Annotated in this window: 8 protein-coding genes; 3 read left to right on the top strand and 5 right to left on the bottom strand. The window is 67.7% G+C overall.

Annotated features, from left to right (window positions below; genetic code table 11):
• Positions 1-5: 5 nt before the first annotated feature.
• On the bottom strand, positions 6-1,499 hold the full coding sequence (emrC, locus tag AC5P6X_RS00445) for a multidrug efflux transporter outer membrane subunit EmrC (RefSeq protein ID WP_329755862.1): 1,494 nt from the start codon (positions 1,497-1,499) through the stop codon (positions 6-8).
• Positions 1,496-1,939 carry a multidrug efflux system transcriptional regulator EmrR gene (gene emrR / locus AC5P6X_RS00440; protein WP_005408766.1) on the bottom strand — a complete coding sequence of 148 codons (444 nt, stop codon included), beginning with the start codon at positions 1,937-1,939 and terminating at the stop codon, positions 1,496-1,498. Before emrR ends, emrC begins: the two co-directional genes overlap by 4 nt.
• A 172-nt stretch (positions 1,940-2,111) precedes the next feature.
• Between emrR and AC5P6X_RS00435 the strand changes: the two genes are divergently transcribed.
• Positions 2,112-2,993, top strand: coding sequence for a helix-turn-helix domain-containing protein (locus tag AC5P6X_RS00435; RefSeq protein WP_005408765.1), 882 nt, complete (start codon positions 2,112-2,114; stop codon positions 2,991-2,993).
• A 59-nt stretch (positions 2,994-3,052) separates the two neighbouring features.
• A complete protein-coding gene (parC, locus tag AC5P6X_RS00430; protein ID WP_495215283.1) occupies positions 3,053-5,296 on the top strand; it encodes a DNA topoisomerase IV subunit A in 2,244 nt (747 codons plus the stop codon).
• 222 nt (positions 5,297-5,518) lie between these two features.
• On the opposite strand, the gene bfr is transcribed toward parC, so the two are convergent.
• Positions 5,519-6,007, bottom strand: a complete 489-nt coding sequence (gene bfr / locus AC5P6X_RS00425) for a bacterioferritin (RefSeq protein WP_088437139.1) — start codon at positions 6,005-6,007, stop codon at positions 5,519-5,521.
• A 123-nt stretch (positions 6,008-6,130) separates the two neighbouring features.
• Here bfr and AC5P6X_RS00420 point away from each other — a divergent pair, with 123 nt between their 5' ends.
• On the top strand, positions 6,131-8,458 hold the full coding sequence (locus tag AC5P6X_RS00420; RefSeq protein WP_329755864.1) for a penicillin acylase family protein: 2,328 nt from the start codon (positions 6,131-6,133) through the stop codon (positions 8,456-8,458).
• An 82-nt stretch (positions 8,459-8,540) separates the two neighbouring features.
• On the opposite strand, the gene AC5P6X_RS00415 is transcribed toward AC5P6X_RS00420, so the two are convergent.
• Positions 8,541-9,923, bottom strand: a complete 1,383-nt coding sequence (locus tag AC5P6X_RS00415; RefSeq protein WP_425531780.1) for a cation:proton antiporter domain-containing protein — start codon at positions 9,921-9,923, stop codon at positions 8,541-8,543.
• 105 nt (positions 9,924-10,028) lie between these two features.
• On the bottom strand, positions 10,029-11,720 hold the full coding sequence (gene asnB, locus AC5P6X_RS00410) for an asparagine synthase B (RefSeq protein ID WP_005408760.1): 1,692 nt from the start codon (positions 11,718-11,720) through the stop codon (positions 10,029-10,031).
• Between the last annotated feature and the right edge of the window lie 347 nt (positions 11,721-12,067).

Genomic DNA, 12,067 nt, shown 5'->3' with positions numbered 1-12,067 from the left:
CGTCTTCAGGAATGCGAGGAATCGGAATGGGAGGCGATCGGTGCGCGGTCGGCGTCAGCGGGCTGGAAACCACCGCCCAGCGCCTTGCTCAGGCGCACCGAGGACTGCACCTGCTGCGACTGCAGGCCGGCCAGCTGCTGCTGCGACCGCAGCAGGGTGGACTGCGCGGTCAGCACGTCCAGGTAGCTGCCGATGCCGGCGCGGTAACGCTGCTGGGCCAGGTCGAAGGCCGAGCGTGCGGTATCCACCGCCTGCTGCTGCGAGTGCGCCTGCTGCGCCAGCGAGCGCACCGCGTTGACCTGGTCGGCGACGTCGCGCAGTGCGTCGAGCACGGCCTGGTTGTAGTTGGCCACCGCCAGGTCGTACTGCACATCGGTGTTGGCGAGGTTGGCGCGCAGCTTGCCGCCTTCGAAGATCGGCAGGCTCAGCGCCGGGCCGATGTAGGCGAAGGTGGAGCTGCTCTTCAGCAGGTCGCCCACGTTCGGGGCGACCACGCCGGCCAGCGCGGTCAGGTTGAAGCTCGGGTAGAACCTGGTCTTGGCAACCTTGATCTGCTTGTCGGCCGCTTCAACGCGCCAGCGTGCGGCAACGATGTCGGGGCGACGGCCCAGCAGTTCGCTGGGCAGCACGCCCGGCAGCTGCAGCGCCACCGGGTTCAGCGGCTGCGGGCGCTGGATCGACAGGCCACGGTCCGGGCCCTTGCCGACCAGCGCGGCCAGTGCGGTGCGGGCCGCGTCGATCCGCTGCTGTGCGGCCTGCACCTGCTGCTGCGCGGCCGGTACGCGGGCCTCGGCCTGGCGCACCTGCAGATCGCTGTCGATGCCGGCGCGGCGGCGCTGGCGGGTCAGTTCCAGCGACTTCTGCGAACGGGCCAGCTCTTCCTCGGCCACATCGTTGAGCTGCCAGGCGTAGGCCAGGTCGGCATAGGCCTGGGTGATGCCGGTGGACAGGTTCAGGCGTGCGGCCTGCGCCTCGACGGTGGCCGCATGCGCGCCGTCCACGGCCGCTTCCCAGGCGGCGCGCTTGCCGCCCCACAGGTCCACGCCATAGCTGAAGTCGAAGGCGACCTGGCTGCTGCCGGCGTAATGGCCACCGATCTCGCTGCCTGCCATCGACTCAGGCAGGCGCAGCCCGGTATAGCCACCGGACACCGACAGGCTGGGCAGCTCATCGGCACGTGCGGTGCCGACCTGGGCCTGGGCCTGGCGCAGGCGCGCGTCGGCGGCGTCCAGGCTCGGGTGGCCGGCCAGGCCCTCGGCGACCAGCGCGTCCAGCTGCGCATCGCCCAGCGCCTTCCACCAGTCCTGCGCCGGGAAGCCGGTGGCGCTGAGGTCGGTGTCGGCCAGGGTGCGTTCGCTGTGCAGGCTGTCCACGTCAAGCACGTGGCCCTGCGGGTTGAGGCCACGACTGCTGGCGCAGGCGGCCAGGGCCAGGGCCAGCGCTGACACCAGCAGCGCGCGCCCGGACCGGCGGAGAGTGGAATGCGGGATCGGGTTCATGGGGTCGTCAGGGAATCGCGGATTCGGGTAAGGAGGGACAGCAGCAGCGTGCGCTCGTCGGCGGAAAGATCACGCAGGGCGTAATCCATCACCGCGTCGCCGCGCAGCTTCAACCGCGCCCACAATGCGCGGCCTTCATCGGTCAGCACGATCTGCAGCGCACGCCGGTCCTGCGCATGCGGTTCGCGGCGGACGCAGCCCAGTGCCTCGAGCTTGTCCAGCAGGCGGGTGACTGCGCTGGGTACCTGGTCGATGGCCTGGGCCAGTTCGTTGGCCGTGCACGGGGCCATGTGCGAGAGCACCTTCAACCCGATGTAGTGGGTGAAGCCGATACCCAGGTCTTCTTCAGCCATGGACGCGTCGAGTTGCCGGACCAGGCCGTCGCGCACCTGGCGCAGCAGCAGGCCGAAACTGGGGGGAGTGGTTGCAGGACAGATCATGGGGGAGCATTCTCTTCCAAAAAAAATATTTCTCAATGGAAATATTCGATCTGGCATCGAATGCTGTGTTGCAGCAGTGGGCTGGATCAATGAAGGCGCCTACCTTAATGATCTGGTCAGGTGGCCCGGTAGTACAATTCAGCCAATGGATGACACATTTCAGCCAGCGGACATGATGAACAAGGCAGAAATTCCCGCTCCCAAGCGCCTGCTCAGGGACGACGCACTGGATTGGTTCGAGCGCAACGATGGCCCACCGGTGGTCGCTTTCCGCTTCGACAGCCCGCAGGGGCTGGTCCGGGAAGTGGACTGGCACCACCACCAGCGCGCCCAGCTGATCTGTGTCGAGCGTGGCCTGCTGACCACCCGCACCTCGCACGGGACGTGGTCGCTGGCGCCGGGCTCGGCCGGCTGGATGCCGCCGCTGGAGCCGCATACGGTGACCCTGGATGGTCCGCTGCGCGGTTGGGGCATGGCACTGGCCGCGCCGGCCTGCGCCACCCTGCCCGCCGATCCCTGCGTACTGGGCCTGTCCAAGCTGGCGCAGGCGCTGGCCGACCGCATCTGCGAATGGCCGCTGGGCTATGACACCACGCCCGAGCGCCAGCACATCATCGAGGTGCTGCTGGACGAGATCCGCACCGCGCCGCGCCAGCGCATGCACCTGCCGATGCCGCACGACCGGCGCCTGCTGAAGATCGCCTCGCAGCTGCTGGCCGACCCGTCCGACGAGCGCAGCCTGGCCGAATGGGCGCATTGGGCCGGCCTGTCGCCGCGCAGCCTGACCCGTCACTTCCGCGACGAGACCACGCTCAGCTTCGCCCAGTGGCGGCAACAGGCCCGCCTGTCCGAAGCCCTGCGCCAGCTGACCGATGGCCGCAGCGTGGCCGACATCGCCCATGCACTGGGCTTCAGCAGCGCCAGTGCCTTCGTCACCGTGTTCCGCCGCCACTTCGGGCTGCCACCGGGGCGCTACCTGGCGCGGGCCGGCCACGGCCTGGAAACCGGGCTGGACCCTGCACGTGGCTTGGCATCCCCCGCCGCATCCGGATAATCACAGGATTGCGAGCGGCGACCGCCGTCGCCGCCTCCCGACATAGGTAACAACGCCGCATGACCGAACTTGCCCGCCCCGTGTTCCACGGATTCGAACAACTGCCGCTGCGCGAGTACGCCGAACGCGCCTACCTCGACTACTCGATGTACGTGGTCCTGGACCGCGCCCTGCCGTTCATCGGCGACGGCCTGAAGCCGGTGCAGCGCCGCATCATCTATTCGATGAGCGAGCTGGGCCTGAATGCTGCGTCCAAGCCGAAGAAGTCCGCGCGCACCGTCGGTGACGTCATCGGCAAGTACCACCCGCACGGCGACAGCGCGTGCTACAAGGCGCTGGTGCTGATGGCGCAGCCGTTCTCGTACCGCTACCCGCTGATCGAGGGCCAGGGCAACTTCGGCTCCAGCGATGACCCGAAGTCGTTCGCGGCGATGCGTTACACCGAATCCAAGCTGACCCCGATCGCCGAAGTACTGCTGGGCGAACTGGGCCAGGGCACCACCGACTGGGCACCGAACTTCGACGGCACCCTGCAGGAACCGACCTGGATGCCAGCACGGCTGCCGCACCTGCTGCTGAACGGCACCACCGGCATCGCCGTGGGCATGGCCACCGACGTGCCGCCGCACAATCTCAACGAGATCGTCAGCGCACTGCTGCACCTGCTGGACAACCCCGATGCGACCGTGCGCGACCTGTGCGAGCACGTGCAGGGCCCGGACTACCCGTCCAGCGCCGAGATCATCACCGCCGCCAACGATCTGCGGAACATCTACGAGACCGGCAACGGCAGCGTGCGTGCGCGTGCGACCTTCAACAAGGAAGCCAACAACATCGTGGTGACGGCGCTGCCGTTCCAGGTGTCGCCGTCGAAGGTGATCGAGCAGATCGCCGCGCAGATGCGCGCCAAGAAGCTGCCGTGGCTGGAAGACATCCGCGACGAATCCGACCACGCCAACCCGGTGCGCGTGGTGCTGGTGCCACGTTCCAACCGCGTCGACGCCGACCAGCTGATGGGCCACCTGTTCGCGACCACGGACCTGGAGCGCAGCTACCGCGTCAACCTCAACGTGATCGGGCTGGACGGCCGTCCGCAGGTGAAGAACCTGAAGATGCTGCTCAGCGAATGGCTGACCTTCCGCAGCAACACCGTCACCCGCCGCCTGCAGCACCGCCTGCAGAAGGTCGAGCGCCGCCTGCACCTGCTGGAAGGCCTGCTGGTCGCCTTCCTCAACCTGGACGAGGTGATCCACATCATCCGTACCGAGGACGAACCGAAGGCGGCGCTGATCGCGCGCTTCGGCCTGTCCGAGGAACAGGCCGAGTACATCCTGGAAACCAAGCTGAAGCAGCTGGCCCGCCTGGAAGAGATGAAGATCCGCGGCGAGCAGGACGAGCTGGCCAAGGAACGCGAGAAGATCCTCGGCATCCTCGACAGCAAGGCCAAGCTGAAGAAGCTGATCCGCGACGAACTGACGGCCGACGCCAAGAAGTTCGGCGACGCGCGCCGTTCGCCGCTGGTGCAGCGCCAGGCCGCGCAGGCCATCGACGAGACCGAGCTGGTGCCGAGCGAGCCGATGACCGTGGTGCTGTCGGAAAAGGGCTGGATCCGTGCCGCCAAGGGCCATGACGTCGATGCGTCCGCCCTCTCCTACCGCGACGGTGATGCCCTGCAGGGCGCGGTGCGTGCGCGCAGCACCCAGCAGGTCGCGTTCCTCGACAGCGAGGGCCGCGCCTACTCGACGCCGGTGCACACCCTGCCCTCCGCGCGTGGCAACGGTGAGCCGCTGACCGGCCGCTTCTCGCCGGCAGCGGGCACCAGCTTCGTGACCCTGGCCAGTGCCGAGCCGGATGCCCGCTTCGTGCTGGCCTCCAGCCATGGCTACGGCTTCGTCACCCGCTTCGAGAACCTGATCGGTCGCAACAAGGCCGGCAAGGCGATGCTGAACCTGTCGTCCGGCTCGTCGGTGCTCACCCCGTCGATGGTCGCCAACGTGGCCACCGACCGCATCGTGGCGGTGACCAGTTCCGGCAACCTGCTGGCGATCGCCGCCAACGACCTGCCGGAACTGGACAAGGGCAAGGGCAACAAGATCATCGAGATCCCGAAGGCCAAGCTCGCCACTGAACGCGTGGTCGCCATCGTGGCGATCAGCCCGGGGCAGACCCTGCAGGTGCGCAGCGGTCAGCGCACGATGGGGCTGAAGTTCAACGAACTCGACGCCTACCTCGGCGCCCGCGCCACCCGCGGCCACCTGCTGCCGCGCGGCTGGCAGAAGGTGGAAGGGTTGTCGGTGGAATGACCGCTGGGGCCCTGCCCCGGACACGAAAAAGCCGGGGAATTCCCCGGCTTTTTCGTTGTCGGCTGGCGGGCGGTGGAGCAGCTGGCTGGCGAAGGCTGGCTGGCGATGCTCCGGTGCTGGCGGGCGACATTGCTTTGTGCGCCTGGTAGGGCCGACCGCTGGTCGGCTGCTCTGCAAAAAGCAGCCGACCAGCGGTCGGCTCTACCGAAGCGCGGTGCCGGCTCAGTGCGCCGGGGTGCCGTTGCCGTCGATCTTGCTCAGCTGGTACAGCTCCAGGCCGATGCGCTTGATCAGGCCCAGCTGCTGCTCCAGCCACCAGGCGTGGTCTTCCTCGGTGTCCTTCAGCTGGGCCAACAGGATGTCGCGGCTCACGTAGTCACCCTTCTCCTCGCACAGCTTCATGCCGGCGGCGAGATTGTTCCGAACCGCGTATTCAGTGTCGAGATCCTTCTGCAGCATCTCTTCCACGGTCTTGCCCGGCTCGGTGGCATGCGGGCGCATGTCCGGGTCGCCGCCCAGGAACAGGATCCGGCGCAGCAGCGCATCGGCGTGCTGGGTTTCCTCTTCCATCTCGTGGTTCAGGCGTTCGTACAGCGCGAACAGGCCCTGGTCCTCGTAGCGGCGGGAATGGATGAAGTACTGGTCGCGGGCAGCAAGCTCGCCGCGCAGCAGTTCCTTCAGGCAGGCGATGACGTCCGGGTTGCCTTTCATGGGGGGCTCCTGTGAATCGATGCGGCATAGGGTGCCGCATTTCAAAATACGGTGATCTAATCGGAATCAGTCGCAGTTGCGCCTGCGGCTACAATCGGCCCACGAGTTCGGAAAGGACGTGCGATGCGACGTACATGGCGTTGGGTGCTGGGCGTGTTGGTCGCCATCGTGCTGGTTACCGCACTGGTCCTGTGGCTGCTGCTGCGTGGCAGCCTGGCCGACCTGGACGGCGAGCATGCGCTGCCCGGGCTGGCCAGGCCGGTCACCATCGAGCGCGATGCGCTGGGCGTGGTCACCATCACCGCCACCAGCCAGGCCGACGCGATGCGCGCACTCGGCCGCGTGCATGCGCAGGAACGTTACTTCGAGATGGACCTGATGCGCCGCAGTGCCGCTGGCGAGCTGTCGGCGCTGTTCGGGCCGAAAGCGATCGATGCCGACAAGCGCATGCGCGTGCATCGGCTGCGCGCGCGCACCGAGGCGAACATGCAGGCTGCGCTGGGCGACAACGTCGACGCCGTGAGCGCCTATGTCGGTGGGGTCAATGAGGGCCTGGCCGGCCTCTCCGTGCGGCCATGGGCCTACCTGCTGCTGCGGCAGTCGCCGCAGCCCTGGCAGGCCAGCGACAGCGTGCTGACCGGTCTGGCCATGTACGCCGACCTGCAGGACCCGAACAACCAGACCGAGCTTGCGCTCAGCCGCATCCGCGCGGTGGTGCCGCCGGCGCTGTACGCGCTGATCGCCCACGACGGCACCGAATGGGATGCGCCACTGTTCGGCGAACCGACCGGCAACGCTGCCCTGCCCGATGCCAGCCAGCTGGATCTGCGCACATTGCAGGCGAAACCGGGCACCGAGCAGGAAGAGGCCGATGTCATCGGCAGCAACAACTTCGCCGTGGCCGGCGCGCTCACCGCCGACGGTCGCGCGATCGTCGCCGACGACATGCATCTCGGCCTGCGCGCGCCGGGTCTGTGGTTCCGCGTGCGCCTGCGCTACCCCGACCCGCAGGCCGCGGGCGGACAGGTCGACGTCACCGGTTTCTCGCTGCCTGGCCTGCCGGCGGTGATCGTCGGCAGCAACGGCCACGTCGCCTGGGGCTTCACCAACAGTTACATCGATACCGCCGATTACCGCACTGAACCAGCCAACTCCGCAGTGACCGTGCATGAAGAGCGGATTGCGGTGGCCGGCCAGGCCGACGTGCTGTTCCCGGTGCGCGAAACCGACTGGGGGCCGATCCTGCACACGCATGCCGATGGCAGCGGCGACGCGCTGCGCTGGGTCGCCCACCTGCCCGGCGCGGTGCGCCTGGACTTCGGTGACCTGGCCCGCGCCGGTGACCTGGACAGTGCCCTGCAATTCGCCGACCACGCCGGCATCCCCGTACAGAACCTGGTGGTCGGCGACCGCAGCGGACGCATCGCCTGGCGCCTGATTGGCGCCCGCCCCGACCGCGGTCCGGGCTGTGCACCGGCCGGCTTCACCGCCGCCAACAACCAGGACTGCGCCCCCTGGCCGATCCGCAGCGACGCATCGCCGGCATTGATCGACCCACCGAACCATCGCCTGTGGACCGCCAACGGCCGCGTCCTCGAAGGCGAGGCACTGGCCAATGTCGGCAACGGTGGTTATGACCTTGGCGCCCGCGCGCGGCAGATCCGCGATCTGCTCGCCATCCAGGACCGTTTCGACGAGCACGACCTGCTGGCGATCCAGCTCGACGATCGCGCGGTGTTCCTGCAGCGCTGGTGGGCCCTGCTGCACGACGTCATCGAGCGCAGTGACGACCCTGCACTGAAGCGTTTGAGGGAAGTCAGCCATCAATGGGGCGGTCGTGCCGCGGCCAGTTCGGTCAGCTACCGGGTAGTACGTGAATTCCGCACCCAGGTGATGGAGACGTTGTCCGATGCACTGCTGGCACCGGCCAATGCGCAGCTGGGTGATGACTACCTCGACCCGCGACTGGCGCAGCTGGAAGGCGTGGCCTGGCCGATGCTGCAACAGCGTCCGGCCCATCTGCTGCCACCGGCCTTCGACAGCTGGGATGCGCTGCTGATCGACGCGGCACGCCGTACCGAGAGCGAGCTGGCCAAGCAGGGACCGCTGTCCAAGCGCACCTGGGGCGAACGCAACACTGCGGCGATCTGCCACCCCATCGCACGGGCGCTGCAGGGCATCGCCAAGCGCTGGCTGTGCATGCCCGCCGACCAGCTGCCCGGCGACCGTGACATGCCACGCGTGCAGACGCCGAACTTCGGTGCTTCCGAGCGCATGGTGGTCTCGCCCGGCCACGAGGCCGACGGCATCGTGCACATGCCGGGCGGCCAGAGCGGCCATCCACTGTCACCTTATTGGGGCGCCGGCCACGAGGACTGGGTGCATGGACGGCCGACGCCCTTCCTGCCCGGCAAGGCACAGCACGTGATGACACTGGTGCCGGCGCGGTAGTGCCGGCCACGGGCCGGCATCGATGCAGGTGTGTCCAGCATCATGAGGTTGCCGGCCAGCGGCCGGCACTACCGTTCAACGCTCAAGCCCTGCGACGCTCGATCAGGTTCAGCAGCGGCCCGGTCATCGCCGTGGTCACCAGCGCCATGACCACCAGCACCGCAAACAGGCGGTCGCCGAGCAGGCCCAGCTCGTAACCCAGGTTGAGCACGATCAGCTCCATCAGGCCACGGGTGTTCATCAACGCGCCCAACCGCCACGCCTCGCGCGTGGGCATGCCGGCACTGCGTGCAGCACTGAAGGTGCCCAGCAGCTTGCCAGCCGTAGCCACCACGATCACCACCCCGCACAACACGATGTCGCTGGCCTGCAGCGCATCGGCGCGCATGCGCAGGCCGGTCATGGCGAAGAACAACGGCAGCAGCAGGGTCACCGCAAACGGTTCGACGCGGGCCATCAACAGGTCGCGCAGCTGCGCGTTGGACGATACCGCAACGCCCGCAGCGAAGGCACCGAACAGCGCGTGGATGCCCAGCATTTCGGTGATCAGGGCACTGCCCAGCGACAGCAGCAGGATGCCGAGCAGCCAGCGCCCCTCACGGCCCGGCGCGATCTGCTGGCGGGCGAACCACGGCTTCACCAGCCCCAGCATCAGCGCCACGAAGGCGACCACGCACAGCAGGTTGAGGCTGGCCGGCAGCCATCCACTGGCCTGTGCAGCCGCCACGATCAGTGCCAGCAGGCACCATGCGGTGGCATCGCCCAATGCCGCGCAGGCGATGGCGGTCTGCCCCAGCGGCGTCTGCGTGATGCCGCGGTCGGCAAGGATGCGCAGCAGCACGGGGAAGGCGGTGATGCTCATCGAGATGCCAACGAAAAGCGCGAATGCAGTGAAGCCCACGCCCTGCGGGCCGTGCTGCGGATACAGCCAGATCGCGAGGGCGACGCCGAGCACGAACGGCACCGCGATGCCGGCATGGCTGACCGTGAAGGCGAAACGCCGGCGGCCGCGCAGTGCCGCCAGGTCCAGCTCGGCACCGGCCACCAGCAGGAACATCAGCACGCCCAGCTGGCTGAGCATGCCCAACGGCCCCAACGAGTTGGCCGGGAACAACGCACCATGCAACTGCGGCAGCAGGCTGCCGAGCACCAGCGGGCCCATCATCAGGCCGGCCGTCATCTCGCCAATAACCGCCGGCTGGCCCAGCCGCTTCAGCAATGCACCCGCCCCCTTGGCTACCAGCAACAGCACCAGCAGCTGCAGCAGGAACAGGCCCAGCGGTGACGCCAGATGCTGCGCCCAGCTGCTTTCGGCAGCAACCGTGGCACGGGCGACCATCTCGGGGGCCGCCGGCCCGGCATACCGCGCCAGCAGCACCCCGGCCAGCAATGGCACCCCGGCCCACGCCAGATAACGCCATCCCCATTTCGTGGGCGGCGCGTTGCCGCCTGCCTGTATGTCCATGAACATTCCCCAATGCGCAGGGGGCGATCATACAAAAAGGGGACGGAGGGGATTAAGTCGTTTGTGCCACTAACGACTTAATCCCCTCCGTCCCCTTTCTGGGGCTTAGGCCAGTGCCTGCTCGTGCACGCCGGCGATCGCGCGTCCCGAAGGGTCGGCAGCGGCGGCGAAGCTGGCGTCCCAGGCAATGGCCGCCGGCGACGAGCAGGCGATCGACTTGCCGCCCGGCACGGTCTCCGCGGCCGCACGGCTGGGGAAGAACTGCTCGAACAGGTGGCGGTAGTAATACGCCTCCTTGGTCTGCGGCGGGTTGTGCGGGAAGCGCTTGTCGGCCGCCGCCAGCACGCGGTCACTCACCTGCGCCTCGGCATGCGCCTTCAGGCCGTCGATCCATCCATAGCCGACGCCATCGCTGAACTGCTCCTTCTGACGCCACAGGATGCTGTCCGGCAGGTAGCCGTCGAATGCCTCGCGCAGCACCGCCTTCTCGATGCGACGGCCACCGAACCCGGCACCGACCATCTTGTGCGCAGCATCGAAGCGCATCGCCACGTCGAGGAATTCGCGGTCCAGGAACGGCACGCGCGGCTCCACGCCCCAGGCCATCATCGACTTGTTGGCACGCAGGCAGTCGTAGTTGTGCAGCGCGTCGAGCTTGCGCACCAGCTCCTCGTGGAATTCACGCGCATCCGGTGCCTTGTGGAAATACAGGTAGCCACCAAAGATCTCGTCGCTGCCCTCGCCGGAGAGCACCATCTTCACCCCCATCGCCTTGATCCGCCGCGCCAGCAGGAACATCGGTGTCGATGCGCGGATGGTGGTGACGTCATAGGTTTCGATGTGGCGGATCACTTCCGGCAGTGCATCGAGGCCTTCCTCGAAGGTGTATTCGAAGCCGTGATGCACGGTCCCCAGCGCTTCGGCAGCAATGGCAGCGGCAGCCAGATCGGGCGAGCCCTTCAAGCCGATCGCGAACGAATGCAGGCGCGGCCACCAGGCTTCGGTCTGCCCGCCATCCTCGATGCGGCGACGTGCATAGCGCGCGGCTACCGCCGCCACCAGCGACGAGTCCAGGCCACCGGACAGCAGCACGCCGTACGGCACGTCGCTCATCAACTGGCGCTCCACTGCATGCTCGAAGGCCTGGCGCAGTTCGGCCAGATCGGCCTGGCGACCCTGCACGTCGGCATAGTCACGCCACGGTTGCTGGTAGTAGCGCACCAGTTCACCGCTGGCACTGTCGAAATAGTGGCCCGGCGGGAACTGCGCGACATCGGCACAGGTATCGACCAGCGCCTTCATTTCCGAGGCCACGCGCAAGCGCCCCTGGGCGTCGTGGCCCCAGTACAGCGGCACCACACCGACCGGGTCGCGCGCCACCAGCACGCGTCCACTGTCACGGTCCCACAGCGCGAAGGCGAAGATGCCGTTGAGCTGTTCCAGCCACTGCGCCGGCGCGCCGCCCTGGCGGTACAGCGCGTTGATCACCTCGCAGTCCGAGCCGGTCTGGAAGTCGTAGGTGGTGGTCAGCGCCGCCTTCAACGCCTGGTGGTTGTAGATCTCGCCGTTCACCGCCAGCGCCAGCTGGCCATCGGCCGACAGCAGCGGCTGCGAACCACCGGCCGGATCGACGATGGCCAGCCGTTCATGGACCAGCAGCGCACCTTCGTCGAGGTACACGCCGCTCCAGTCCGGGCCACGGTGGCGCTGGCGTTGCGACAGTTCCAGCGCGTGGCGGCGCAGGGTGGGAAGATCGTCACCGGCCTGCAGGCCGAAGATTCCGAAGATCGAACACATGGGGGAGCTCCTGTTGGGGAATTTCACGGGTGGGAAGGTGTTCGACCGGCCATCCAGGCCCGGGCAGGCTGCGCCCGGGCACAAAAAAACCCGCATCGGCTGATGCGGGTTTTCTGGTGTCCGGGCGTGTGTTGCTGTCTATCTACCCAGGGCGCAGTCCCGCATCGGCCGCGCACGATTATTCGCGCGCAGATTATTGCGGTTGTTGTTGTTGACGGCGGTGGCCAGACGGATCGACATGGCATCGACCCTACCCCGGTTTCCAGCGCGGCGCAACAGTTGCGTCGGCAACCGAGGCACCGGGGCACTGGTTGCCCTGCCCTGCCTGGGCCTGGCGGCCTACCAGA

It is taken from the genome of Stenotrophomonas sp. YJH_SMC_40 (assembly GCF_059368615.1).
This window is presented reverse-complemented; position numbering and strand designations above follow the sequence as displayed.